Below are 25,512 nucleotides of genomic sequence, written 5' to 3' on the forward strand. Positions count from 1 at the left end.
TCCTGGAAAGGATCGCCGGCCGTCGTCAGAAGCCGTTCGCCGCTTCGATCGAGCGGCGTGCGAAACGATCGATGTCGTTGGGGTTGTCCTGCTCCATCACGTAGTAGCGCGCCGTCGTCGACGCGCGCAGCGTCTTCATGATGCCGCGCCAGTCGATGGTGCCGTGGCCGACGTCGGACCAGCCGTCCTCGTCGAGCCCCTCGCCCGGCTTCGCGATGTCCTTGACGTGGACGGCGACGATGCGCGCGCCGTGGCGCTCGATCCAGGGCAGCGGGTCGACGCCGCCGCGGACCACCCAGGCCACGTCGATCTCCCAGCCGATCTCGGGCGCCCCCGACAGGATATGCTCCTGCGGGACGGTGCCGTCCGGGAGTGCCCTGAATTCGAAATCATGATTGTGCCAGGCGAAGCCGTAGCCGTCGCGGCCCGCACGCGCGCCGACCTGCGCCAGCCGATCGCCGAAGCTGCGCCAGCCGGCCGCGTCCGAGGGCCGGGCATCGGGCATCAGGTAGGGGCAGATCAGCATGCGGACGCCGAGGGCGTCTGCAATGCGTCGAACGCCGTCGAAATCGTTTTCCAGTGCGTCGATGGAGAAGTGGCCGCTCGGCATCGACAGGCCGTTTCGGTCCATTTCCGCACGGAATCCGGCCGGATCGGAATAGACGCCGCCATAGCCTTCCACCTGCCGGTAGCCGCACTCCGCCAGCAGCTTCAGGATGCGGTTCCAGGGTTGGAAATTGCGGGCGCTGTAAAGTTGGAACGACCAGTCCATGTCTGCTTCCTCGAGCATTCTTCGTTTTGCAGTGTCAGAGACGCATGTCCGTGCGGGCGTCGAACAGGGACGCGCGCGCCGGGTCGAAGCCGATCGTGATGCGCTCCCTGAGCCTGAGCGTCCGCTCGGACGGCGCGCGGAAATTGAAGTTGTGGCCGCCGAGGGTCGTCCAGACGAGCGTATCGGATCCCATCGGCTCGACGATCTCGACCACCGCCTCCAGCGAGAAGGGCATCGCCGCCGCCGCCCCGTCGAGAGCCACGTGCTCGGGCCGGATGCCGAGCGCGGCGGCGCCAGCCGCATCGGCGGCCGAGAAAGCGTAGCGGTCGAGCGGTATGCTGAGGTCGCCGACGAGGAAGCGCGGCGACCCGTCGCGCGACACCTGCCCCTCGAGGAAGTTCATGCCGGGCGAGCCGATGAACCCTGCCACGAAGCGGTTGACCGGCCGGTTGTAGATCGCCTGCGGACCGTCCAGCTGCTGGATGACCCCGCCCTTCATCACCGCGATGCGGTCGGCGAGCGTCAGCGCCTCGATCTGGTCGTGGGTCACGTAGATCATCGTGTTGGCGAGCTTCTGGTGCAGCCGCTTGATCTCGACGCGCAGCTCCGAGCGCAGCTTGGCGTCGAGGTTCGACAGCGGCTCGTCGAACAGGAACACGTCGACGTCGCGCACCAGCGCGCGCCCGATCGCCACGCGCTGCCGCTGGCCGCCCGACAGCGCGGCGGGCTTGCGCTGCAGCAGCGGCTCGATCTGCAGGATCTCGGACGCCCGGGCGACCCGCTTGGCGATCTCGTCCTTCGGCAGGCCGGCATTCTTCAGGCCGAAGGAGAGGTTCCCTTCCACCGTCATCTGCGGATAGAGCGCATAGGACTGGAACACCATGCCGATGCCGCGATCCTTCGGCTCTTCCCAGGTGACGTTCCTGCCCTTGATGAAGATCTGCCCCTGCGAGACGTCGAGCAGGCCGGCGATGCAGTTGAGCAGCGTGGACTTGCCGCAGCCAGAGGGGCCGAGAAGGACGATGAACTCGCCTTCCGCGACATCCAGGTTGAGCGAGCGCAGCACTTCGACGGCACCGAAGTTGAGCGAGACGTCGCGAACGATGACACTGGACATGCTGCTCACCCCTTCACCGCGCCCGCGGCGATGCCGCGCACGAACAGCTTGCCGGAGATGAAGTAGACGATCAGCGGCACGAGGCCCGTCAGAAGCGTTGCGGCCATGTTGACGTTGTACTCCTTCACGCCCTGCACGGAGTTGACGATGTTGTTGAGCTGCACGGTCATCGGATAGACGTCGGGCTTGGTGTAGACGACGCCGAAGAGGAAGTCGTTCCAGATGCCCGTGATCTGCAGGATCACAGCGACGACGAAGATCGGCAGGCTCATCGGCAGCATGATCTTGAAGTAGATCGCCCAGAAACCGGCGCCGTCGACGCGGGCCGCCTTGAACAGCTCCTCCGGCACCGATGCGAAGTAGTTGCGGAAAAGCAGCGTCAGGATCGGCATGCCGAAGATCGTGTGCACCATGACCAGACCGGTGAGCGTGCCGTAGAGCCCCATCTCGCGCAGGATGATGACGATCGGATAGATCATCACCTGGTAGGGGATGAAGGCGCCGACGATCAGGATCGTGAAGAAGATGTCGGCCCCGCGGAAACGCCAGTTGGCCAGCGCATAGCCGTTCACCGAGGCGATCAGGATCGAGATGATGACCGATGGCACGGTGATGCGCACGGAATTCCAGAAGCCCCGCGACAGGCCCTCGCAGTTGAGCCCCGTGCAGGCGGTCGCCCAGGCCTTCACCCAGGGTTCGAAGGTGATCTCCATCGGCGGGGAGAAGATGTTGCCCATGCGGATCTCGGGCATCCCCTTCAGCGACGTGACGATCATCACGTAGAGCGGCAGCAGGTAGTAGAGCGCAACGACCGTGAGCGTGCCGTAGATGATGATGTTGCGGCGCGACAATGCGCGGCGGGGGCGCGGCCCCCAGGCCTCGGAAGCCGAAACACGCACGGCGTCGAAGCCGGCGGCGGATGAAGCGGTTGCCTGGTCAGCCACGGTGGCGCCTCCTGCCGAATTCGAGATAGGCCCACGGCACGATGACGATCAGCACGGTGACCAGCATCATGGTGGAGGCGGCGAAGCCCTGGCCGAGGTTCTGCGACAGGAACATCGCGTCATAGACGTATTTGGCCGGCACCTCGGAGGCGATTCCGGGGCCGCCGCTGGTCTGTGCGACCACGAGATCGTAGACGCGCACGATGCCCGACGCGATGATGACCAGCGTGGTGACGAAGACCGGCCGCATCATCGGGATGACGATGAACAGGTAGGTCTTCCACATCGGAATGCCGTCCACCCGTGACGCTTTCCAGATGTCCTCGTCGATGCCGCGCAGTCCGGCCAGCATCAGGCACATGACGAGGCCCGTTCCCTGCCACAGCCCGGCGATCAGGATGCCGTAGATGACGATGTCCTGATTGTAGAGCGGGTCAAAAGCAAAGCTTTCCCAGCCGAGGCCGCGCACCACGGCCTGCACGCCGAAGTCGGGGTTCAGAATCCACTGCCAGACGAGGCCGGTGACGATGAAGGACAGCGCGAAGGGATAGAGGAAGATCGTCCGGAACGTGTCCTCGAAGCGGATCTTCTGGTCGAGAAGCGCCGCCAGGACGAAGCCGATCACGAGCGAGAAGATCAGCGAGAGCACGCCGTAGATGAAGAGGTTCTCGATCGAGATCAGCCACTTGTTGGAGCCCCACAGCCGCTCGTACTGGTCGAGGCCCACGAAGTTGAGACGCGGCAGCAGCTTGGAATTCGTGAAGGAGTGGATGACCGTCCAGACGGTACCGCCGACGAAGACGACTGATGCCGTCAGCACCATCGGTATCGAGGCGACCTTCGAGTTGATGTTGCGGAAGACCTGGCTCGGTCGTCCGTTCCGGGTATCTGCCATGAGGGAGCCTCCCGCCTGCCGGGGTCCGTCGCCGAAACGACGGGGCGAAGCCGCCGGTCCCGCCATGATTGGCGGAACCGGCGCCGGATCCGCGTCGCGTGCCGTCAGTCGGCGGCCGCGACGATCTCGGCAAAGGTCTTCTGCGCGTCCGCGGCGGTCATGGACGGCGTGTTGAAGAACTGCACGAACAGGTCGTTCACCTGCGTCAGCGAGTCGGCCGACATCAGCTGGTCGGGCGACTGGATGACGTTGCCCTTGGCCAGGATGTCGAGACCCTTCTTCATGCAATCGTTGGCGGCGGTGATGTCGACGTCCCCGCGCACCGGCAGCGAGCCCTTCTTGAGGTTGAAGGCCACCTGCGTGGCGGGCGCCAGCATGGTCGAGGCGAGGACCTCCTGCGCGGCCGATTTCTCGGCATCCTTCAGGATGGGGAAGTAGAAGGCATCGCCGCCGGTCTGGATGACCTCGTTCACCCCGAGCCCGGGCAGGCAGGTGTAGTCCTTGCCCGCGACCTGTCCGGCCACGGCGAACTCGCCCTGCGCCCAGTCGCCCATGATCTGCCCGGCGGCCTGGCCGGAGATCACGAGGTTGGTCGCCTGGTTCCAGTCCTGCACGTTCGACTTGGCGGCCATGGCGCGCGCCTTGTCGGCGGCCTCGAACACCTTGGCCATCTCCGGGCCGGCGGCGAGTTCGGCGTCCTTGTCGCCGTAGATCTTGTTGTAGGTGTCGGAGCCGGCGAGCGCCACCACCAGCACCTGGAAGGCGAGCGACGCCTGCCAGGGCTGCTGGCCGAGCGCCAGCGGGATGATGCCGGCCTTTTCCAGCGCGGGCGCTGCGGCGACGTACTCGTCCCAGTTGGTCGGGACCGCCACGCCGGCCTTCTCGAAAGCGGCGTTCGAGAGCCACAGCCACTGCTGCGAATGGATGTTCACCGGCACGCAGTAGATCTTGCCGTCGAGCGTGCAGGAATCGAGGAGGCTCGACGGGCGGACGATGTCCTTCCAGCCTTCCTTCTCCGCGATGTCGGTCAGATCGCGCATCAGGCCGGACTGCACGAGTTCCTCGGCCTGGCGGCCGTGGTTGAACTGCGTGGCGGCCATCGGGTCGCCGCCGGTGATGCGGCTGATCATGATCGGGCGGGCGGTGCCGCCGGATCCGGCGATGGCGCCGTCGATCCACTTGTTGCCGGTGGCGTCGAAGGCCTTGGCGAGCTCGGCGACCGCGGCCGCCTCGCCACCGGAGGTCCACCAATGTGTGACCTCGAGTTCCGTGGCCGCAGCCGGAGCCGCCAAGGCGACCGAAGCCGCGAACGCGGCCGTCATGAGATGATAACGCACTGGTGTTCCTCCCTGGAATTCTGAAACGTTACAGGTTCGAGCATAGGCGAAGCCGGAAATCGTGGCAATCCGGAAAGCGAGGGCGACGTCGCTTTTTTTCGGGCGCCGAACTAAAGCAACTGCCTTCGGAACGCGCTGCAGCGCAACATTTCCGCTGCTGCAGCACACAATGCCGATCCAGAGCGGCGGAGGTCAGCGGCCTGCACGACGGATCGTATCCGCCTGGACGATCGCCACGACGTCGCTGGCCCTCGCACCGCGCAGGAATTTTCTGTAACGTTTCAGGCATTGCACCGGAAACGCCCCGCCCGTGGCCCAGCCGGCAATGTTGCCAGCGGCATGGGGGGCTGATAGGCCACGTCGATGGACAGCCTCGATCCAAGTTCCGATTCCGCGCCGGCCGAGGGCGCGCGCCCGACGCTGAAGACGATCGCCTTCATGACCGGCCTCGGTGTGACGACGGTGTCGCGCGCGCTGAAGGACGCGCCGGAGATCGGAGAGGAGACCAAGCGCCGCGTGCGGCTGGTGGCCAAGCAGATCGGCTACAGGCCCAACCGCGCGGGCGTGCGCCTGCGCACCGGCAAGACCAACGTCATCAGCCTCGTGCTCGACACCGGGGAGGATCTCACCGGCTTCGTCTCCGACATGATCTACGGGATCTCGGAGACCATCGCCGAGACGCCCTACCATCTGATCGTGACGCCCTATTCCCGGCGCAACGACCCGATGGATCCGGTGCGGTACGTCGTCGAGACGGGCTCGGCCGACGGCATCATCCTGTCGCGCACCCAGCCGAACGATCCCCGCGTCGCCTACCTCCTCGAGCATCATTTCCCCTTCGCCACGCATGGCCGCACCGCCATCGGCGAGGACCATCCCTTCCACGACTTCGACAATCGCGCCTTCGCGGCCGCCGCCGTCCGCAAGCTGACCGAACTCGGGCGCCGCAGGCTGGCGCTGCTGCCGCCGCCGCCGGACCTGACCTACCACCAGCACATGCGTGACGGCTTCTCGGACGCCGTGCAGGAACTCGGCGCGACGGAGGTCGCCTGGGGCGGCATTTCCATAGACGATCCGATCGACGCCATCCTTGCCAAGACCGCGCGGTTGATGCGGCGCGCCGACCGTCCCGACGGACTGGTGGCGGCGAGCGGTGGCGCGACCTTCGCGCTCGTCGCCGGCATCGAGGAGGCCGGGCTCGCTCTCGGCCGGGACGTCGACGTGGTCTCCAAGCAGTCGTCCAGACTGCTCCGCTGGTACAGGTCCGAACTGTGGATTTCGCAGGAGGATTTCCGCCTCGCCGGGCGCGAGGTCGCGAAGTCGGTGCTCGGCCGCATCGAAGGCAGGCCGGTCTCCACGCTGCAGAGCCTGGCTGCTCCCGGCGACGTCGTCTCGTGCCGCATGCCCTCGACCGCCTAGACTTCCCGCCGTCTGCACCGCCCGCGGCCTCGACCCGAGCTTGACCCGTCCGGCAGGGCATGGAATTCGTGGGTCATGGACCATGAGTCGAAGTGCCTCGTCGGCAGGCTCCGCGCTTCGCCCCCTCCCGTGAATGGGCGACCCCCGTCGTGCCGCCGGCCTGTGGGATCGGCCCTGCCATGAAGCCTCCGCGGCCGACGCCTTCCCGCACGACGCTCGCCGCGATCCGTCACACCCTGGACCGGGAGCAGTTCGCGGACTGCCTTGGCCGGATTGCCGGCGAGACCGGCGCCTCGCACTATCTCCTGCTGCTCGAACGCCATGTCCGCGGAAAGAGCGAGCCCCAGGTCGTGGCGAGCAACTGGATCTTCGACGCCGTGCAGGCGGTCGGCGCCGAGGCGCTGGAGCGTTTCGCGCACGCGGCCGCGCGGCAGGGCATGCCGATGCAGGCGCTGCGTCCCGTTCCCGGAAGTGCGGAACGGGCAGCGGCCGATCAGCGGCTGCGCGAGACGTTGCGGCGGCTGGGTCACGCGGAACTGCACGCCTTGCCGCTCAGGGACGCCGCGCGACGCTGTCATCTTCTGCTGTCCTGCGCGACGGCCGGCACGATCGACGAAGCGATGCTGCCGTCGGCTCACCTCGCCTGCTGCTATCTGCTCGCCCGGCCACCGGCCGGTCTCTTCGACGACCGTGCGGACGAAATCCTGTCGGACCGCGAGCGCGAATGCCTGTACTGGGTTGCCGAAGGCAAGACCGCGGGCGAAGTGGCCATGATCCTCGGCGTCACCGCAAACACCGTCAACAGCTATCTCGGCCAGGCGATCCGCAAGGTCGGCGCGAGCAATCGCGCCATGGCCATCGCCACCGCCATCCGCGCCGGGCTGATCTGACGATGACCGGCTGGGCGACGGAGGGCAGCTGGATCGAGGTGGCGGGCCGCGGCCTCATCGTCACCGTGCAGAACGTCGGCCTGCTCCTCGACACCGTCCGCCAGGTTCGCCGCATGTCGGTGGAGGCGGGAGCAAGCTACTACGGTGTCTTTCTGGTGTCGCGGACGACGCCTCAGCCGGCCCTGGCGCTCTGTTTCGACCGGAAGTTCCCGCGCAGCTCGGAGACCTCGCGCATCCTGTGCGGCGAACGCGGCGTCTCCTGGCTCGCCGCCGCCGGGCGCTCCCTGACGCCGTTCTGGTGGCAGGGCGAAACCGCGCAGGAGCGCTGCCCGGCCTTTCCGCTGCTTGTGGTGGGCCAGCAGACTCCGACGCTCACGCCCGACCTTCCCGGGCTGGCGCTGCCGGCCTTCGCCGACGACGGCGCGCAGGGATTCGTGGTCCTGGCGGGCGAAGGAATCGCCGTCGACGACGCGCTCGTCTGCGACCTTCACATGCGGACGCTGACGCTGTTCGGCACCGTCGCCCGCATGCTGCTGTCGCAGACCGGCGAGGTGCCGGTTCTGTCGAAGCGCGAGCTGCAGTGCCTGCGGCTCACCGCCCAGGGCAAGACCAGCGACGAGATAGCCGCCGCGCTCGGCCTGTCGATCCACACCGCCAACCAGTACCTCACCGCCACCACGCAGAAACTCAACGCCGTCAACCGCATGCATGCGGTCGCCAAGGCCCTGCGGCTGGGACTGATCGACTGACGTCCGCTTCGATGCGGTGTCGCAGCGGCAGACCTACGCGCGCCTCAGCCCCGCATCGCCATGGGCGTCGCGCGGTGGATGCGGCTGGCTTCCAGGGTCTCGGCCAGGAACCGGGTGTTCTCGGCCGGGTCCGGTGACGGATCTTCGAAGGACACGTAGTTGACCTCGATGCTCGCCTTGAGCGCCGACATCTTCAGGGCGAAGTAGATCGTCGCGCCGCGCGGCTTCAGCTGCAGGTCGAGCGTGATCGTCGGTTCCCCCGTCCATCCTACGTTCACGTCGCCGCCATGGCCGAAACCGAGCGTTCCGGGCATGAGGTAGAGTTCGGCCGCCGATTCCACGAGATCGGCCAGGTTGCCGTGCTGTTCCAGCCGGATGAAGGCGATGTAGTCGGCGACGTCCACCATCCTCAGTTCCGAGACCACCTCGCGCAGGACGCTGGCCACGATGATTTCGCGTGCGGAAGAATGCGGCTGCCGATTCATGAAGCTGACGTGCCTGCCTTCGGGCCCTTGCGGTTGCCCTGGATGATGCGGATGAGCTCTGCGACCGCCTGGTAGAACTGCGGCGGGATCATGCTATCGACCGAAACTTGTTTGAACATGGAGCGGGCGAGCGTCACGTCCTCGAAGACCGGGATTCCGTGCTCTTCGGCCACTTCGCGTATCTTGAGCGCGATGAGGTCCTGCCCCTTCGCCACCACGACCGGCGCCGCCGTCTCCTCGCGCACGTAGCGCAGCGCGATCGAGAAGTGGGTCGGGTTGGCGATGACGAGCGTGGCGCGCGGAACCGACGCCATCATGCGCTGCCGCGCCCGGTCGCGCGCCAGCGACCGCATGCGCGACTTCAGGATCGGATCGCCTTCGGCCTGCTTGTGCTCGTCCTTGACTTCCTGCTTGGACATCCGCAGTTCCTGCATCCAGTGGAAACGGGTCCACAGGAGGTCGGCACCGGCAATCAGCGCCATCGCGAATGCGACGACCATCACCAGGTCCACCACGATGTCGCGGATCTGCATGCCGAAGGCCGACGGCAGCATCAGCATGTCCTCGAGCAGCCTGACGTGGACGTCGCTCATGGCGAAGCCCAGGAAGACGCCTGCGAAGAGCACCTTTCCCAGCGACTTGAGAAACTCGACGAGACCCTGGACGCCAAACAGCCTTTTCCATCCGGCCATCGGCGAGATGCGGTTCATCTTCGGCATGATCCGGTCGCCGACGAACTGCGGCAGGTTCTGCATCACGGATGCGCCTACGCCCGCGGCGACGAGCAGCGCCATCACCACGAGGATCGCCCGCCCGATCTCCAGGAAAACGATCTGGTAGAGCGAGATGGCATCGGTCGCGTTCGCCAGGCTCCACTCGTTCGGCCGTTCGAGGAAGGTCGACAGGAAGACGGCGAGCCGCACCGCCGCGTCGTAGGCGAAGAACATGGCGAAGACGAGCACGGCAAGCAGCGTGGCGAAGATCGGCGCTTCCTTGGAGAACGGCAGGTTGCCCTTCTCCACGGCGTCGCGGATCTTCTTCTCGCTCGCCTGCTCTGTCTTGCTTTCCTTGTCTTCGTCGTCGGCCATGCGAAGGCACTCGCTTCAGGCGGGGTCGGAGGGCCGCGATGCGGATCAGGCGGCTTCCTTGGCGGCCGGCATGGTGATCTGCCCGCTCTTGCCCATGCGGATCGCGGTCGATGCGATCTCCCGCCGCGCCCGGATGACGGCGGACTGCTGGACGTTGCCGGGATCGGCGGCGAGTTCGGCTTCGATCATCCGTCGCGCCCGCGCGCCGACGGCGGTGAGCACCGCCTCGACGATCGCCTTGTCGGCACCGCGCAGCGCCAGCGTGACGGTCTCCGACGACATTCCGTCGAACAGCGTCAGGCGCGCGCGCTGGTCCAGCATCGGCAGGTCCTCGAACGAGAAGAGCTGCGCCTTGATCGCCTTGACGTCGGAGAAGCCGGCACTCTCCATGTCGGACAGGATCTCGTCGAGCTGCGACTTGTCGAGCTCGTTGAGGACGTTGGCCACGCGGGCATGCCCGACGGCGGGCGACTTGGCTCCGGTGTCGCCGAGCAGGCGGGTCCTGAGCTGGTTCTCGACGATCCGCAGCGCCGCCGGCTTGACCGTTCCGATCGTCACCATGCGTTTCGCCACGTCTCCGCGCAGCGCCTTCGGCAGCGTCAGCAGCACGTTGGCGGCGGCGGCGGGGGCGAGGTTGGTCAGCACCAGCGCCGCCGTCTGCGGATGTTCGCCCGCCAGGAAGGTGCCGACCCGCGCCGGCTCCAGCGCCTCGATCGCGGGCCAGACCGGCGGCGGCGCGTCGGATTCGACCGTCGCGGAGCCGGGGTTCATGATCGCGTTCACTTCCTCGGGCGAGAGCGATTCGCTCAGGATCTTGTCCATCGTCGCGGCCGAATCCATCAGCCCGGCGCCCTCGGCGAACTCGTCCTCGAATTCCGCGATGATCTTCTCGAGCTCGCCTTGCGGAATGGTCTTCAGCATCCGCGCCGCCTCGATCAGCGCCTTCAGCTCGTCCTGCTTGAAGAACTTCAGCAGCCTGCCTGCGGCGGGCTTGCCCATGGCCACCAGGATCGCGGCGGCCTTCTGGGGCGGCGTCAGCGACGACGACGTGTACGAAGGTTCCTCGATCGAGCCGATTCCGAAGTCCATCACGGCTTCAGCCGCCCTTTCCGGCGGAGATGATCTCGGTCAGGCGGATGCCGAAACGCGTCGGGTCGCTGTCGAGGACGGTGATCTCGCCGCGCGCGACCTTGCGTCCGTTCACCACCACGTCCACCGGCTCCCCGATGCGGCGGTCGAGCGCGACGGTCGCTCCCTTCTTCAGCGCCATCAGTTCGGACACCTGCATCTCGGCGCTGCCGAGCACGATCTGCACGTCGACCGGTATGGTCATGATGACGCCGGGATTCGCCGCTCCGCCGCCGCCGTCCTCGGAGAAATCGGGCATGGCCGCGCCGAAGGAGGGCATCTCCGGCGTGTCGAAGGACGGCATTCCGTTATCGCCGAAGGCCGGCGCTTCGAACGCATCGGGGTCGCCGAAGGAGGGCGCGCCGGTCGGGTTCGCATCCTCCTTCAGCACGCCGCGCAACTCGCTGATCGCGCGGTCCAGCTCTTCCTCGCCCGGCACTTTCGCCTTGGCCTTGCTCATACCGTTACTCCATGCCGCTCGGCCGACCCGTCGTCGGCGTCACGGGGAAACGAGCCCGTCGATGATGTCCTGGCTCTCGGCCACCGGCGTTCTGATTCGTACCGTGTAGTTTTCATCGAGACGCCCGAACTCGCAAACGAAGAGCTGCTTGTTGCGTGCCGAAAGCCGCGTTTCGGTCGGCGCCGTGCGGGACAGCTCGATCACCTGCCCCCTGCGGAACGCCGCGACCTGTCCGAGCGTCATGCGCCCGGCCGAAAGCGTCGCCTGCAGGGTGACGCGGGCGCGCATCACCTCCTCGTTGAACCGCGCCGCCCACTCCGCCGACTGCGCCTCGGCGAGCGCGGGGTCGGCTGCCTCTTGCTCGCCGCGCTGCAGCACGATGCGCTGCGGCATGAAGAGCGAGATGCGTCCCTGCTCGGTATCCGGTCCGATGGCGAAGTCGATCCGCAGGCCCGGGCCGTCGCGGACGGCGAACTCCTTCAGTCCTTCGCCCGAGGCGACCGTCGGCAGAGGCAGCCGGAGGCGCTGGGACGGCCCATTGAAACCGTTGTAGGCGGTGGCCAGCAGCCGGCAGATCAGATTGGCCACCTCGACCTCGACCGGCGACAGGTCGCGGTCGATTCCGCCGGCGCCGACGTCCGCCTCGGCACCGAACAGCGCGTTGACCAGCACCGCGATCGCCTTCGCCTCGAGCCGGATCGAGAGCGCATCCGGCGAGATGCTCGACGATCCCACCGTCAGCGCATCGTGCGGCCCGGCGCCGGTGAGCAGTTCCGTCGTCCGCTCGACGCGGACGGCCTCGATCTCGACCGGCACCGCTTCGCTGGCGGCATCCTCCAGGCTCGCGCGCAGCGGCTTGAGCATGCGCTCGGCGATGCTCCGGCCGGCCCGGACCACTTCCTCCGGATCCCCGGTCGCGCCGAGCAGCCGCTCCAGGATCGAAGCGGTCGACGGTGCGGGAGACGGGCTGGGCGCGGCCTCCTGCATGTCAGGCTGCCTTCTCGGCGTGGCTGTTGAGCGTCTGCTGCTCGACGGCGTCGATCGACGGCCGGTCGTACGCCGAAATCGTCTTGCGGCCGAATTCCAGCGCGACCTGCGGAAGGGCGCCGTTCATGTAGGCGAGCAGCGTCTGCTTGACGATCACGAACAGGCGGTTCTTCTTCTCGCGCACGATCTTCACCTTGGTCGCGACGGGGCCGACCAGTCCGTAGGAGGCGAAGATACCGACGAAGGTGCCGACGAGCGCGGCGCCGATCAGGCCGCCCAGCACTTCCGGTGATTCGTTGAGCGCGCCCATGGCCTTGATGACCCCCAGCACCGCCGCGACGATGCCGATCGCCGGCAGCGCGTCGCCCACCGCGGTCAGCGCCTGATAGGGCTTCAGCTTGTCGTGCCGGATGGTCTGGATCTCCTCGTCCATCAGCGCCTCGATCTCGAAGGAGCGGGCGTTGCCGATGATGATCAGCCGGCAATAGTCGCAGATGAAGTTGGTGAGCTCCTTGTTCTTCAGGACGATCGGATAGGCCTGGAACACCGACGATTCGTCGGGATTGTCGATGTGGCCCTCGACCTCGCTGCGTGACTTGGTCTTCAGTTCGCGCATCAGGCTGTGCAGGACGCCGAGCGTCTGGAGATAGTCCTGCTCCCCCGGCACCGCGTTCTTGAAGGCTTCGAGGATGGCTTTGCCCGTGTCCTTCACCGTCTTCATCGGGTTGGCGATCAGGAACACACCGACCGCGGCACCGAGGATGATGACGAACTCCCACGGCTGAACGAGGACTTCGATATGGCCGCCCATGGCCATGAAGCCGCCCAGCACGCAGCCGAACGTCACGACCAGTCCGATGAGAATCCCCAACTCAGCCCTCCATGCGGCCTGCCTCGTCTGCACGGGTAGCCGCCCTGCCTTGTGTGAAGCTTGTTTGCAGCTCCGGGACGGCCGTTTCGCCGGACGTCCGAAAGGTTCGGGCAAGGATTGGGCGCTAACGTGCGATGCGACGACCTCCATCCGGAGACCGCAATTGGTCAGCACCTATGCCAGCTACGCCGCGATCACCCGCGACCTGAACCTCTCGCTCGAGCGGGTGGAGAAGCAGCCATTCGTGGAGCGTGAGACGGAATACTATCTCGAAGCTATCGGGAAGGTTAAGACGATCGACGATTTTGTAGGCGATCGCCGTCTCTTCGCCTATGCGATGAAGGCGCACGGGCTGGAAGACATGACCTACGCGAAGGCCTTCATGGTGAAGGTGCTCGAAGGCGGCGTCGACGAGCGGGACAGTTTCGCCAATACGCTCAGCGACAAGCGCTACCGGGAATTCGCCGAGACCTACAACTTCGCGCGGCATGGGGAGACCGCAACCATCTTCACCCGCGCCCAGCAGGGAGCGGTGGACAACTACCTGCGTCAGACCCTGGAGCAGGATGCGGGGACCTCCAACGAGGCCGTGCGACTGGCTCTGTATTTCGAGCGCAAGGCGCCCGAAATCACCAGCATGTACGAGATCCTCGCCGACACCGCGCTCTCCAAGGTCGTCCGCACCTCGCTCGGCCTGCCGGATTCCTTCGCGCTCCTCGACGTCGACAAGCAGGTGGAGTTCCTCGGATCGAAGATCGACATCGAGGATTTTGCCGAGCCGGAGGCGCTGTCGAAGCTCATCACCCGTTTCACCAGCATGTGGGATGTCCAGAACCAGACCGGTAGCGGCGTCGCCAATGTCGGCATCCTGTTCAGCCAGCCGGCGCAGTTCGGCATCTCCACCGATCTGATGCTGACGATGCAGCAGCTGAAAGCCTGAGGACCGGGACCATGCAGTCGGGCCTCTACGTCGCCATCTCCGCCCAGATCGCGCTCCAGAAGCGGCTGGACACCATCGCCGACAACGTCGCCAACGCCAACACGGTGGGTTTCCGCTCGACCGAGGTCAAGTTCGAGGACGTGGTCGCCTCGCTCGGCGACCGCAAGGTCGCCTTCGTCTCGCCCGGAACCACCTACCTTTCGGGCAAGGCCGGCGGGTACACCCAGACCGGCAACCCGCTCGACTTCGCCGTGCGCGGCGATGCCTGGTTCGGCATCCAGACCCCCGCCGGAACGGTGATGACCCGCGACGGCCGTTTCACCATGCTGGACACGGGCGACGTCGTCACGCTGGAAGGCTATCCGGTGCTCGACGCCGGCGGCGCGGCCATCCAGCTCAACCCGCAGGAAGGGGCGCCGGAAGCCGCAGCCGACGGCATGCTGCGCCAGAACGGACAGGCGGTCGCCGCCATCGGCCTCTTCGCCTTCACGCCGGGCGAGAACTTCGTGCGCTTCGGCAATTCCGGCCTGATCCCGCCGACCCCGCCCGAGCCGGTGGTCGACCAGCCGGACGTCGGCGTGGTGCAGGGCTTCGTGGAACAATCGAACGTCAATCCCGTCCTGGAAATGACGCAGCTCATCATGGTGCAGCGCTCGTTCGAAAATGCCTCGGCACTGATAAGGGCCGGCGACCAGACCCTGGGCGAGGCGGTCAAGGCCCTGGGCACCTGAGCCGCTAGATGCTCGAGGAGGAGTACGCCCCCGCCACGCCCGGCCATCCGACCCTCCCCCCGCCGGCCGGGGGCCGGCCTGCTTCGCTCGAGATCCTGGAGCGGCTGTTCCGCGAGGCCGCCGGAGAATCGGCGCTGCTGCGTCGCGGCGGCCGCGTCGTCGAGGTCTCGCCCACCCATTACCGCGTACGCGGCCTCTCGACCGTCGCGCGGCTCGGCGACGTGGTCGAGCACCATGGCCGGAATGGCGTCCGGACGGGGGAGGTGGTGCAGATCGGCCAGCGCGAACTGCTCGTCGCACCGTTCGACGCATCCGCGGATGCCGGCGTGGCCGATCCGGTCTACCTCCGCGGCGCGTTCCGGGTGTCGCCCGACACGAGCTGGCGCGGACGGGTCATCGATGCACTCGGCCGGCCTGTCGACGGCGGACCTCCGCTCGCCGCAGGCACCGAGATCGCCAGCGGCATTCCCGGAGCCCTGAACCGCCAGCGCGTGGACAAGCCGTTCCAGACCGGCGTCAAGGTCATCGACCTTTTCACGCCCCTCTGCTTCGGCCAGCGCCTCGGCGTCTTCGCGGGATCGGGCGTCGGGAAGTCGACGCTGCTCGCCATGCTCGCCGCCGCCCATGCCTTCGACACGGTCGTGGTGGCGCTGGTGGGGGAACGCGGCCGCGAGGTGCGCGAATTCCTGGAGGATACGATCGGCGAACAGGCGATGAAGAAGACGGTCGCCGTGGTCGCCACCAGCGACGAGAGCGCCATGATGCGCAAGCGCGCCTCGGGCACGGCGATGTCCGTCGCGGAGCATTTCCGCGACCGGGGCGACCGCGTGCTGCTGGTGGTCGATTCCATCACCCGCTTCGCCCATGCGCTGCGCGAGGTGGCGATCGGCGCCGGCGAACCGCCGGTCGCGCGCGGCTATCCCGCCTCCGTCTTCACCGACATGCCGCGCCTGCTGGAGCGGGCCGGCCCCGGCGCGGCGGGCGCCGGCTCCATCACCGCGATCATATCGGTCCTCGTCGACGGCGACGACCACAATGATCCGGTGGCCGATACGGTGCGCGGCATCCTCGACGGGCACATCGTGCTCAGCCGCAGCATCGCCGAGCAGGGGCGCTATCCGGCCGTCGACCCGCTCGGCTCCGTCTCGCGGCTGGCCAACCGTGCCTGGAACGACGGCGAGCGCCTGCTCGTCACGCGGCTGCGTGCGCTGATCGGACGCTACGAGGAGACGCGCGACATCCGCCTGCTCGGCGGTTACCAGCCGGGCGCCGATCCGGATCTGGACGCCGCGGTGCGCCAGGTGCCGCTGATCTACGACGCGCTGGTCCAGTCGCCGCAGGACGGTCCGGTCGCCGATCCTTTCGCCGAACTCGCGCGGCACCTCAAGAAGCAGGAGAAGGCGGATGGCTGACTGGCGTTCGTGGTTGCGTCGTGCACCGCACGAGCCCGCGCCCCCGCTTGCCGGCATGGAGCTCCCGCGCGAGGAGCGACCGGTCCGCTTCTGGCAGAAGCGCGACTTCAGCGTCACCGATGCCGTCCTCGTCGGCATCGGTGTCGGCCTCGCCGCTGCCGCAGCGACCTTTCCCTGGTACGTCTTCATGAACCAGGAGAAGTTCGGCTACACGGTGGTCGAGTTCGAGCAGACGCCGACCGAATCGGACCTGTCGGGTCCGTTCTACACCCAGCGCGTCCAGTGGCGCCCGAAGCCCGTGACCGAGCAGGACATGGATGCCCTGGCGCTCGATCTGGCCGCGACAGGCACCGTGGTCGGGTCCATCGATCGCGAACTGCCGGATCCGGGCCCCGAGACCCAACCCTTCCCCGGCCTGCCGCCGAGCTTCAAGCTCGTGCACGTCGCCAAGGGACGCGCCATGATAAGCGATGCGAACGGCTTCTTCGTGGTCGAGCGCGGCTCCGTCCTGCCTGACAATTCGAGGGTCGTCTCGATCGAGAACGCCGACGGCAAGTGGCTGCTGAAGACCAGTCGCGAACAGGTCGTCGAACTCGTCGAGTGACCGGCCCCGGCCTCGCGGCTGCGCGCAAGTTCCACGCAAGACTGGTCTCCTATGATTCCCTTCCAGCAGGGGAAACAGGATGCAGCCCGTCAGTCTCTTCGAACTCGCCACGCACCAGGCGCGATGGCTGTCGGTTCGCCAGGCGGCCGTCGCCGGCAACGTCGCCAACATCAACACGCCCGGCTACCGGGCCGTGGACGTCCAGCCGTTTCAGGATCTGCTGGCTGACCGGACGCTGACGGTCGCCTCCACCCAACCCGGCCACATCGCCTTCGGCGGCGCCAGCGGCGACTTCGGCCTCTCCGAGGACGACTCGCCGGTCGTCTCCACGTCCGGAAATTCGGTGTCCGTCGAGGAAGAACTGGTCAAGGCCGGCGAGGTCCGCCGCGGCGTCGAGCTCAACACGGCGATCGTCAAGGCTTTCCACCGCATGGTCATGCTGGCGTCGAGGTAAGGATGACGATCGATCCGCTCACCCTGTCGGTCGGCGTCGCCGCCTCGGGCCTCAAGGCTCAGTCGGAGCGCATCCGCGTCGTCTCGGAAAACCTCGCCAACGCGCAGTCCACCGGCCGGACGCCGGGCTCCGATCCCTACCAGCGCAAGACCGTATCCTTCGCCTCGGCGCTCGATGCCGACAGCGGCGGAGCCTATGTCCGCATCCAGGCGGTGGACGTCGACGCCTCCGAGTTTCCCGTCGAGTACGACCCCACCCATCAGGCCGCCGACGAGAACGGCTTCGTCAAGCTGCCCAACGTCAACGTGCTGATCGAGATGGCCGACATGACCGAGGCCAATCGCTCCTACGAGGCCAACCTCCAGGTGATCCGCCAGGCGCGCGAGCTCATCTCCATGACCATCGATCTGATGAGGGCGCAGTGATGATCGGCGGACTCGGAGCTCTCGACGCCCTCTCGGGCAGCATGCGCCTCGGCGGCGTGTCCGGCCCGCTCACCCCGGTCGCGCCCTCCGTTTCGACGAGCGATTTCGCCAGCGCGGTGGCGGAGGCGGCCAGCCGCACCATCCACACGCTCGGCCAGGCCGAGACCGTCTCCATGACGGCGCTCGAGGGCGGGAACGTCCAGACCCGCGAGGTCGTCGACGCGGTGATGAGCGCCGAGCAGACCCTGCAGGCCGCGATCTCGATCCGCGACAAGATCGTCACCGCCTATCTCGAAGTCAGCCGTATGGCGATCTGAGGACCAGGATCATGAAAGCTCTCGCCATCGCCGCGACCGGCATGAACGCCCAGCAGCTGAACCTGGAAGTCATCGCCAACAACATCGCCAACATCAACACCACGGGCTTCAAGCGCGCGCGTGCCGAATTCTCCGATCTGCTCTACCAGACCGAGCGGCTCCAGGGCGTGCCCAACCGCGCCGACCAGAGCATCGTCCCGGAGGGCGCCAACATCGGCCTCGGCGTCAAGACGTCCGCCGTCCGCAACGTCCATCTGCAGGGCGCCCTCGCCGCCACCGGCAACCGTTTCGACCTGGCGCTGACGGGGCCGGGATGGTTTCAGGTGCAGGGGGCCGACGGCACCACGCTCTACAGCCGCTCCGGCGCCTTCAACACCAATGCTGCGGGCGAACTGGTCACCATCGACGGCTTCAACGTCATTCCGGCGATCGTCGTCCCGGCGGAGACGGTGGAAGTCATCGTCAACAAGTCCGGCCAGGTCTTCGCCCGCATCGACGGCCAGGCGGCCCTGCAGGACCTCGGCCAGCTGACGCTGGCGACCTTCGCCAACGAGGCCGGCCTCTCGCCCATGGGCGACAATCTGTTCCGGGAGACGGAAGCCTCGGGTGCAGCGACCGTCGGCGTTCCAGGTGACCCCGGCTATGCCACGATCGAGCAGGGTTACCTCGAGAGCTCGAACGTCGACCCGGTCAAGGAGATCACCGAACTGATCTCCGCCCAGCGCGCCTACGAGATGAATTCGAAGGTGATCAAGGCCGCCGACGAAATGGCGTCGGTCGTCTCGCAGAGCATCCGGTAGGCCCCCATGTCGAGACCGCTCCGCACGATGGTCCTGGTGGCTGCCGCGACGCTGCTTGCCGCCGCCCCTCATGGCCCGGCGATGGCCACAGACACGGCGGTCATCCCCAAGCGCGTCATCTATCCCGGCGAGACCATCGACGCGGGCGCTCTTTCGGAGGTTCCTGTCCGCAATCCTGCGCGCATCACCACCGAGATCGCCTATCTGGCCGAAGACATCGATGGCAAGGTCGCCAAGCGCACCCTGCTGCCGGGCCGCTTCATTCCGCTGAGTTCCGTACGCGAGGCCTATGTCGTGGAGGCCGGTTCTCCGGTCGAAGTCAACTTCATCCAGAACGGCCTGCAGATCACGACCATGGCCATACCCCTCCAGCCGGGTTCGATCGGCGACATGATCCGCGTGCGCAACGCCGACAGCGGGGCGGTGTTCAGCGGCATCGTGCTGGCCGACGGCACCCTGCGGGTAGGCAACTGATGCTGCGCTTTCTTGCACTGCGCATCTTCCTGGCGCTCGGCCTTTCCGCTGCGCCCGCGCTCGCTGCCGACTTCCCGCCCCGGCCGGCGGGTCCAGGCCAGACAGGCGCCGGCCAGGACGTCAACTATCGTATCGAGATCGCGGCCGGACCCTCGACCTTGCCGACGGTGGTCGGCCCCGTCTCCCGGGTCAAGGACATCGCGACCATCCAGACCGCGCGCGACAACCAGCTGATCGGTTACGGCCTGGTGATCGGCCTCCAGGGCAGCGGCGACGGACTGCGCAACTCGCCCTTCACGGAGCAGTCGATCCGCGCGATGCTGCAGAATCTCGGCATCGCGATGGAGGGCGGTCAGGCACGCGCCCGCAACGTCGCGGCGGTGATCGTCACCGCCACGCTCCCGCCCTTCGTCCAGTCGGGCGCCCGCATCGACGTCAGCGTCTCCTCGCTCGGCGATGCGACCTCGCTGCAGGGCGGAACGCTGGTCATGACGCCGCTGCGCGCGCCGGACGGCGACATCTACGCCGTCGCCCAGGGACCCGTCTTCATCTCCGGCTTCAGCGCCCAGGGCGAGGCCGAAAGCCTGACCAGGGGCGTCCCGACCGCCGGCCGCATCCCCAACGGCGCCATCGTGGAACGCCAGATCGAGGCGCGCTTCAACGACGACGGCGTGCTCACCCTCCAGCTCCGCAATCCCGATTTCTCGACCGCGATCCGCGTCACGGACGTCATCAACGAATACACGGCGAGCCGCTTCGGCAATCGAACCGCGAGCGAGCAGGATTCGCGCACCATTCTGGTGAAGCGCCCGGCCAACGTCACCGCCGCCCGCTTCGTGGCCGAGATCGAGAACCTGCTGGTGGCCACCGACACGCCGGCCAAGGTCGTCGTCGACGAGCGGACGGGCACCATCGTCATCGGCCAGGACGTCAAGATCTCTCAGGTCGCGGTCAGCTACGGCCAGCTCACGGTCCGCATCACCGAGCAGCCGCGCGTCGTCCAGCCCGCCCCCTTCTCGCGCGGCGAGACGGCCGAGGAGCCGTCGACGGTCATCGAGGCCGACCAGGGCGGCGGCCAGGTGGCCATGCTCGACGGCCCCGACCTGCAGACGCTGGTGGCCGGCCTCAACCGCATCGGCGTGAAGCCGGACGGCATCATCGCCATCCTGCAGGGCATCAAGTCGGCCGGCGCGCTGCAGGCCGACCTCGTGTTCCAGTGACGGAGGCCGCGATGACGCGTCGAACCCGCTGGTTCAGGTCCGCCGCCACCTTCCTCGTCGGCGCGTCGACGGCGGCCGGGATCGGCCTGGCCGCACTGGCCGCGACCGGCACGCTGGCCGCCGCGCAGAACCTTCCGGGTCAGGTCACCGACGAGATCCGGGAGTTCTGCGCCAACATCGTCGACGCCGCGCGCGACCGCCGCTACGCGGTGCAGACCCGCGAGCTCGAGAAGCTGCGCCAGGAGATCGACGAGCGCATCGCCGCTCTGGAGGCCAAGCGGGCGGAGTACGAGGACTGGCTGGCACGCCGCGACGAGGTGATCAACCGCGCCGAGGACAGCGTCGTCGGCATCTATTCGCGCATGCGGCCGGACGCCGCCGCCGAGCGCATGTCGCAGCTCGACGAGAACCTCGCCGCCGCGATCCTGCTCAAGCTCAATTCCCGCCAGGCCGGCATCATCCTGAACGAGATGGACAGCAAGTCCGCCGCGCGCCTCACCAGCATCATCGCCGACGTCGCCAAATCCGAGGATCCGACATGAAGCCTTCGCCCGTCATCGTGCTCGCCTGCCTGGCGCTCGGCGGCTGTGCCGGCGAACTGAAGGAGATCGGTCGAGCGCCCGCCCTCTCGCCGGTCGGTTCGGGCCTCGAGCCCGCCGCCGTGACCGCACATGCCTATCCCGAGCCGCCCGAGCGGCCGGTCAAGCGCTTCTCCCTCTGGAACGACGAGCAGAGCCAGCTCTTCAAGGACGCCCGCGCGCTCTCGGTCGGCGACATCATGACGGTGAACATCTCGATCAACGACAAGGCGACGCTCAACAACGAGTCGGACCGCTCGCGCACCACCACCCGCAAGTTCGGCGTCAAGGGCGCCTACGAATGGGACGGCATCGGAACGGGCGGGTCGAGCGATCTCGACCTGTCCTCGCGGTCCAACAGCACCGGTTCCGGCGCCACCGCGCGGTCGGAGAACATCCGTCTGCAGGTCGCCGCCGTCGTCACCGACGTCCTGCCCAACGGCAATCTCGTCATCCGCGGCTCGCAGGAGGTGCGCGTCAACTACGAGATGCGCATCCTCACCATCGCCGGCATCGTGCGCCCGGCCGACATCGGCGCGCAGAATTCGATCAACTACGAACGCATCGCCGAGGCCCGCATCTCCTATGGCGGACGCGGCCGCATCACCGAGGTCCAGCAGCCGCCGATCGGCCAGCAGATCGTCGACCTCGTCTCGCCGTTCTGAGGAGCACGATCCCGATGGCCGCCGAAGCGACCGACAGCACGGCCAGGAAGGGCCCTTCGACGATCATCCAGCTCGTCGTCCTTCTCGTGCTGACGATCGCGGCGGCGGGCGGGGGCTGGTTCTCGGGAATGCAGCTGAAATCGGGCAGCGAGGGCGAGGAGCCGGCCGAGACAGTCAAGATCCAGGTCGACCCCGTCCCGGGTTCCCCCGAGGCGGAGGAAGCGGCCGCCGCCCATGGCGGCGGACATGCGGAAGAAGGCGCGCCCGACGACGTGGCCCGCGACGAGAACGGCAACATCATCCTGATCCCGCGTCTCGTGCCCCTGGAGCCCGTGACCACCAACCTTGCAGCACCGCGCGACATATGGGTGCGCATGGAACTCGCCATCGTCTTCTCTGCACCGCCCCCGCCGCAGCTGGTGCGCACGATCCACGAGGACATCCTCGCCTACATGCGCACGGTTACGCTGCAGCAGGTCCAGGGCGCGAGCGGCTTCCGCCACCTCAAGACCGACCTCGAGGAACGGGCGCGGATCCGTAGCGACGGGCTCGCCACCCAGCTCATGATCAGGACATTGCTGTTCGAATGAGACGGCTCGCCCTCGCCCTTGCGGTGCTTGCCGCATCCGTCGCCGCGGCCCGGGCCCAGCAGCTCGGCCTCGGTCCCCTTGGCGAGCAGCTGACGGGTGAGACGATCGGCTACGTCATCCAGCTCGTCGGTCTCCTGACGGTGCTGTCGATCGCGCCCGGACTGCTCATCATGGTGACGAGTTTCACGCGCTTCATCATCGCCTTCTCGATCCTGCGCGCCGGCATCGGCCTGCAGACCACCCCTGCCAACCTCATCCTGATCAGCCTTGCCCTGTTCATGACCTTCTACGTCATGGCGCCGACCTTCGATCAGGCCTGGAACAACGGCGTCAGGCCGCTGATCGCCGACGAGATCACCGAGGAGGAGGCGCTGCAGCGGATCACCGATCCCTTCCGGACCTTCATGCTGAACAACGTCCGCGAAGAGGACTTCAACCTCTTCGCCGACCTCGCCCGCGAACGCGGCCAGACGGTCGTGACGGGAGATCAGGTCGACCTGCGCATCCTCGTTCCCGCCTTCATGATTTCGGAGATCAGGCGCGGCTTCGAGATCGGCTTCCTGATCGTGCTGCCGTTCCTCGTCATCGACCTCGTCGTCGCCACGGTGACGATGGCCATGGGCATGATGATGCTCCCGCCGACGGTGATCTCGCTGCCCTTCAAGATCCTGTTCTTCGTCCTGATCGACGGCTGGAACCTGCTCGTGGGATCCCTGGTGCGGTCCTTCAACTGAAGGTCGAATTAACCTCTCGTTAACACCTTTTTTCGAATCCGGGCCGCGAGTTATCGGTTTGGTAAATTTTCCCTGCCAGAACATGATTAACAGAGCGGGCCGGCAGGCGAGAGAGAGCCACACCGGAAGGCATGACGCCGTGCCGCTCTACCGGTAGAGTCCGGTATGTCCCTGTTTTTGTTGCGTTTGTGAGTAGGGGACATTTCCCATGGCGAGTAGTATTCTGACCAACGCGTCGGCGATGACGGCGCTCAAATCCCTCAATATGACGAACAAGGCGCTGGAGACGACGCAGACCCGGATCTCGACCGGGTTCAGGGTCGGCGAAGCCAGCGACAACGCCGCCTACTGGTCGATCGCAACGACGATGCGCTCGGACAACAAGGCTCTTTCCACGGTGCAGGACGCTCTCGGCCTCGGCATGGCCAAGGTCGACACGGCCTACACCGGCATGAATGCGTCGATCGAAGTGGTCGACGAGATCAAGACCAAGCTCGTCGCCGCGCGTGAGCCCGGCGTCGATCAGGACAAGATCAACAAGGAGATCACCGCGCTCAAGGAGCAGCTGAAGTCGATCACGTCGTCGGCCTCGTTCTCCGGCGAGAACTGGCTCGCCAACGACGGCGCCACGGGCACGAAGTCGATCGTCGGTGCCTTCACCCGCGACGCGGCCGGCTTCGTGTCGATCGGGACGCTGGACATCGACGTCGATGCGATCACCCTGACCTCGTCCGACGATGCCGCCAACGGCATCCTCACGAAGGACATCGACGCCGATGCCCTTCAGGCCACGCCCACCGGCACGGCTGAGAACTACTTCCTTCTCGACATCGGCTCGACGACTGCGGCGACCGGCACGGAGATCACACTCACCGGCACGAACAGCGTTGACGAGATCTCCTCGATGGTGCGGGCGGTGGATTCGATCCTCACCCAGCTGACCGATGCTGCTGCCGATCTCGGCGCCACCAAGAAGCGCATCGACATGCAGAACACCTTCGTCACCAACCTCATGGACACGATCGACAAGGGCGTCGGTGGCCTCGTCGATGCGGACATGACCGAGGAATCGACCCGCCTGCAGGCGCTCCAGGTGCAGCAGCAGCTGGGAATCCAGTCGCTGTCGATCGCCAACGGCAACTCGCAGCAGATCCTGTCGCTGTTCCGCGGTTAGAACTTTCTTAACTAAGCGACTTAACTGGAAAACAATGTCCCGGCTGTACAAGGCTGGGACATTGTCGTTCAGGACGGATCGCTGCCCCGCTGGGGTTCCCGATAGGCATGACGCCGAGCCGTCTTACCGGTCCAGCCCGGTATGTCGTGTACAAGCGTACGTAAGGGGACACCCATGTCGAGCATCAATACCAACGTTCAGGCCATGACGGCCCTGAAGTCTCTGAACATGACGAACAAGGCGCTGGAGTCGACGCAGACCCGTATTTCGACCGGCTTCAAGGTCGGCGAAGCCAGCGACAACGCCGCCTACTGGTCGATCGCCACGACCATGCGGTCCGACAACAAGGCACTCGGCACCGTCAAGGACGCGCTGGGCCTCGGCCAGGCCAAGATCGACACGGCCTACACCGGCATGAACGCGGCGATCGACGTCGTCGACGAGATCAAGACCAAGCTCGTCGCCGCCAGCGAGCCGGGCGTCGACCAGTCGAAGATCAACAAGGAAATCACCGCACTCAAGGACCAGCTGGTCTCCATCACGACGTCGGCCTCCTTCTCGGGCGAGAACTGGCTGGCCAACGACGGCGCCACCGGCACGAAGTCGATCGTCGGCTCCTTCACCCGCGACGCCTCCGGCAACGTCTCGATCGGCACGCTCGACGTCGACGTCGACGCCGTCACGCTGACCTCGTCCGACGACGCGGCCAACGGCATCCTGACCAAGGACATCGATGCCGACGCCCTGCTCGCCACGCCGACCGGCACGGCCGAGAACTACTTCCTCCTCGACACGGGCTCGACGACGGCTGCCACCGGCACCGAGATCTCCCTGTCCGGCACGAACTCCAAGGAAGAGATCGGCGCGATGGTTCGTGCCGTCGACTCGATCCTGACCCAGATGACGGACGCCGCCGCGGATCTCGGCGCCGCCAAGAAGCGCGTCAGCCTCCAGAACGAGTTCGTCACCAACCTGTCCGACACGATCAGCAAGGGTATCGGTACTCTCGTCGATGCCGACATGACCCAGGAATCGACCCGCCTGCAGGCGCTCCAGGTTCAGCAGCAGCTGGGCATCCAGGCGCTGTCGATCGCCAACGGCAACTCGCAGACCATCCTGTCGCTCTTCCGCTAAGGATTTCGGCGCCGACCGGGCAACCGGGCGACGCACCTCCAGTCGGGTCGCCGCGTCCGCGCGGCGGCCCGATTTCATTTTCGCACAAGCTTCGGCGTCTAGGTTCGGAATCCTGCAA

At 66.7% G+C, this 25,512-nt stretch carries 30 protein-coding genes; 19 read left to right on the top strand and 11 right to left on the bottom strand.

Translation table 11 applies throughout. The features are described from left to right. Positions 1-25: 25 nt before the first annotated feature. From IAI54_RS15690 to IAI54_RS15710, 5 genes are all read right to left on the bottom strand, one after another. Positions 26-772: a sugar phosphate isomerase/epimerase family protein gene (locus tag IAI54_RS15690; protein WP_187968092.1), complete on the bottom strand. Its 747-nt coding sequence runs from the start codon at positions 770-772 to the stop codon at positions 26-28. Positions 773-806: 34 nt separating this feature from the next. Then, a complete protein-coding gene (locus tag IAI54_RS15695) occupies positions 807-1,889 on the bottom strand; it encodes an ABC transporter ATP-binding protein (protein WP_187968093.1) in 1,083 nt (360 codons plus the stop codon). Positions 1,890-1,894: 5 nt separating this feature from the next. Beyond that, positions 1,895-2,788, bottom strand: coding sequence for a carbohydrate ABC transporter permease (locus IAI54_RS15700; protein ID WP_235679413.1), 894 nt, complete (start codon positions 2,786-2,788; stop codon positions 1,895-1,897). Positions 2,789-2,825: 37 nt separating this feature from the next. Further along, positions 2,826-3,728, bottom strand: a complete 903-nt coding sequence (locus IAI54_RS15705; RefSeq protein ID WP_187968095.1) for a carbohydrate ABC transporter permease — start codon at positions 3,726-3,728, stop codon at positions 2,826-2,828. 104 nt (positions 3,729-3,832) lie between these two features. Then, positions 3,833-5,050 carry an ABC transporter substrate-binding protein gene (locus IAI54_RS15710; protein ID WP_420838306.1) on the bottom strand — a complete coding sequence of 406 codons (1,218 nt, stop codon included), beginning with the start codon at positions 5,048-5,050 and terminating at the stop codon, positions 3,833-3,835. Positions 5,051-5,428: 378 nt separating this feature from the next. On the opposite strand from IAI54_RS15710, the gene IAI54_RS15715 reads away from it, so the two are divergent. The 3 genes from IAI54_RS15715 (at position 5,429) to IAI54_RS29145 (ending at position 8,123) form a co-directional block, all read left to right on the top strand. After that, a complete protein-coding gene (locus tag IAI54_RS15715; RefSeq protein ID WP_187968097.1) occupies positions 5,429-6,484 on the top strand; it encodes a LacI family transcriptional regulator in 1,056 nt (351 codons plus the stop codon). Positions 6,485-6,663: 179 nt separating this feature from the next. Next, positions 6,664-7,374: a helix-turn-helix transcriptional regulator gene (locus IAI54_RS15720; protein WP_187968098.1), complete on the top strand. Its 711-nt coding sequence runs from the start codon at positions 6,664-6,666 to the stop codon at positions 7,372-7,374. 2 nt (positions 7,375-7,376) lie between these two features. Beyond that, positions 7,377-8,123, top strand: coding sequence for a response regulator transcription factor (locus IAI54_RS29145; RefSeq protein ID WP_187968099.1), 747 nt, complete (start codon positions 7,377-7,379; stop codon positions 8,121-8,123). A 44-nt stretch (positions 8,124-8,167) separates the two neighbouring features. Here IAI54_RS29145 and IAI54_RS15730 read toward each other — a convergent pair whose 3' ends face one another. From IAI54_RS15730 to motA, 6 genes are read right to left on the bottom strand one after another with little or no spacing between them, the layout of a single operon-like run. After that, positions 8,168-8,608, bottom strand: a complete 441-nt coding sequence (locus IAI54_RS15730; protein ID WP_187968100.1) for a hypothetical protein — start codon at positions 8,606-8,608, stop codon at positions 8,168-8,170. Continuing rightward, the gene (flhB, locus tag IAI54_RS15735; RefSeq protein WP_187968101.1) at positions 8,605-9,696 is read right to left on the bottom strand and encodes a flagellar biosynthesis protein FlhB; all 1,092 of its coding nucleotides are present in this window, start codon (positions 9,694-9,696) and stop codon (positions 8,605-8,607) included. The genes IAI54_RS15730 and flhB overlap by 4 nt, the downstream gene beginning before the upstream one ends. A gap of 45 nt (positions 9,697-9,741) precedes the next feature. Then, entirely contained in the window at positions 9,742-10,785 is a 1,044-nt protein-coding gene (locus IAI54_RS15740; protein WP_187968102.1) for a flagellar motor switch protein FliG, read from the bottom strand. A gap of 7 nt (positions 10,786-10,792) precedes the next feature. Continuing rightward, entirely contained in the window at positions 10,793-11,284 is a 492-nt protein-coding gene (fliN, locus tag IAI54_RS15745; protein WP_235679066.1) for a flagellar motor switch protein FliN, read from the bottom strand. Positions 11,285-11,323: 39 nt separating this feature from the next. After that, positions 11,324-12,271: a FliM/FliN family flagellar motor switch protein gene (locus IAI54_RS15750; protein WP_187968103.1), complete on the bottom strand. Its 948-nt coding sequence runs from the start codon at positions 12,269-12,271 to the stop codon at positions 11,324-11,326. Between the two features lies 1 nt (position 12,272). Further along, the gene (gene motA, locus IAI54_RS15755; protein ID WP_187968104.1) at positions 12,273-13,142 is read right to left on the bottom strand and encodes a flagellar motor stator protein MotA; all 870 of its coding nucleotides are present in this window, start codon (positions 13,140-13,142) and stop codon (positions 12,273-12,275) included. Positions 13,143-13,305: 163 nt separating this feature from the next. Here motA and IAI54_RS15760 point away from each other — a divergent pair, with 163 nt between their 5' ends. From IAI54_RS15760 to IAI54_RS15835, 16 genes are all read left to right on the top strand, one after another. Further along, entirely contained in the window at positions 13,306-14,082 is a 777-nt protein-coding gene (locus IAI54_RS15760) for a DUF1217 domain-containing protein (RefSeq protein ID WP_210321136.1), read from the top strand. Between the two features lie 11 nt (positions 14,083-14,093). Further along, positions 14,094-14,813 (top strand): flagellar basal-body rod protein FlgF, encoded by a 720-nt coding sequence (flgF, locus tag IAI54_RS15765; protein ID WP_187968105.1) that lies wholly within the window; start codon positions 14,094-14,096, stop codon positions 14,811-14,813. 8 nt (positions 14,814-14,821) lie between these two features. Further along, complete coding sequence (gene fliI / locus IAI54_RS15770) at positions 14,822-16,225, top strand: flagellar protein export ATPase FliI (RefSeq protein WP_187968106.1); 1,404 nt, start codon at positions 14,822-14,824, stop codon at positions 16,223-16,225. Then, on the top strand, positions 16,218-16,829 hold the full coding sequence (locus IAI54_RS15775; RefSeq protein ID WP_187968107.1) for a hypothetical protein: 612 nt from the start codon (positions 16,218-16,220) through the stop codon (positions 16,827-16,829). The genes fliI and IAI54_RS15775 overlap by 8 nt, the downstream gene beginning before the upstream one ends. A gap of 79 nt (positions 16,830-16,908) precedes the next feature. Then, complete coding sequence (flgB, locus tag IAI54_RS15780) at positions 16,909-17,283, top strand: flagellar basal body rod protein FlgB (RefSeq protein WP_187968108.1); 375 nt, start codon at positions 16,909-16,911, stop codon at positions 17,281-17,283. An 8-nt stretch (positions 17,284-17,291) separates the two neighbouring features. Then, positions 17,292-17,708 carry a flagellar basal body rod protein FlgC gene (flgC, locus tag IAI54_RS15785; protein ID WP_187973183.1) on the top strand — a complete coding sequence of 139 codons (417 nt, stop codon included), beginning with the start codon at positions 17,292-17,294 and terminating at the stop codon, positions 17,706-17,708. Continuing rightward, a complete protein-coding gene (gene fliE, locus IAI54_RS15790) occupies positions 17,708-18,025 on the top strand; it encodes a flagellar hook-basal body complex protein FliE (protein WP_187968109.1) in 318 nt (105 codons plus the stop codon). Before flgC ends, fliE begins: the two co-directional genes overlap by 1 nt. 11 nt (positions 18,026-18,036) lie before the next feature. Continuing rightward, entirely contained in the window at positions 18,037-18,825 is a 789-nt protein-coding gene (gene flgG, locus IAI54_RS15795) for a flagellar basal-body rod protein FlgG (RefSeq protein ID WP_187968110.1), read from the top strand. 6 nt (positions 18,826-18,831) lie between these two features. After that, complete coding sequence (gene flgA / locus IAI54_RS15800; RefSeq protein WP_187968111.1) at positions 18,832-19,299, top strand: flagellar basal body P-ring formation chaperone FlgA; 468 nt, start codon at positions 18,832-18,834, stop codon at positions 19,297-19,299. Next, a complete protein-coding gene (locus tag IAI54_RS15805) occupies positions 19,299-20,519 on the top strand; it encodes a flagellar basal body P-ring protein FlgI (RefSeq protein WP_187968112.1) in 1,221 nt (406 codons plus the stop codon). Before flgA ends, IAI54_RS15805 begins: the two co-directional genes overlap by 1 nt. 11 nt (positions 20,520-20,530) lie before the next feature. Continuing rightward, positions 20,531-21,061: a MotE family protein gene (locus tag IAI54_RS15810; protein WP_187968113.1), complete on the top strand. Its 531-nt coding sequence runs from the start codon at positions 20,531-20,533 to the stop codon at positions 21,059-21,061. After that, a complete protein-coding gene (flgH, locus tag IAI54_RS15815) occupies positions 21,058-21,762 on the top strand; it encodes a flagellar basal body L-ring protein FlgH (protein ID WP_187968114.1) in 705 nt (234 codons plus the stop codon). The genes IAI54_RS15810 and flgH overlap by 4 nt, the downstream gene beginning before the upstream one ends. A 14-nt stretch (positions 21,763-21,776) precedes the next feature. Next, positions 21,777-22,352 (top strand): flagellar basal body-associated FliL family protein, encoded by a 576-nt coding sequence (locus tag IAI54_RS15820; protein ID WP_187968115.1) that lies wholly within the window; start codon positions 21,777-21,779, stop codon positions 22,350-22,352. Next, the gene (fliP, locus tag IAI54_RS15825) at positions 22,349-23,086 is read left to right on the top strand and encodes a flagellar type III secretion system pore protein FliP (protein WP_187968116.1); all 738 of its coding nucleotides are present in this window, start codon (positions 22,349-22,351) and stop codon (positions 23,084-23,086) included. Before IAI54_RS15820 ends, fliP begins: the two co-directional genes overlap by 4 nt. A 208-nt stretch (positions 23,087-23,294) precedes the next feature. Further along, the gene (locus IAI54_RS15830; RefSeq protein WP_187968117.1) at positions 23,295-24,260 is read left to right on the top strand and encodes a flagellin N-terminal helical domain-containing protein; all 966 of its coding nucleotides are present in this window, start codon (positions 23,295-23,297) and stop codon (positions 24,258-24,260) included. Positions 24,261-24,434: 174 nt separating this feature from the next. Beyond that, complete coding sequence (locus IAI54_RS15835) at positions 24,435-25,394, top strand: flagellin N-terminal helical domain-containing protein (RefSeq protein ID WP_187968118.1); 960 nt, start codon at positions 24,435-24,437, stop codon at positions 25,392-25,394. Positions 25,395-25,512: the final 118 nt, after the last annotated feature.

The sequence above is a fragment of the Aquibium microcysteis genome, assembly GCF_014495845.1.
GTDB lineage: Bacteria > Pseudomonadota > Alphaproteobacteria > Rhizobiales > Rhizobiaceae > Aquibium > Aquibium microcysteis.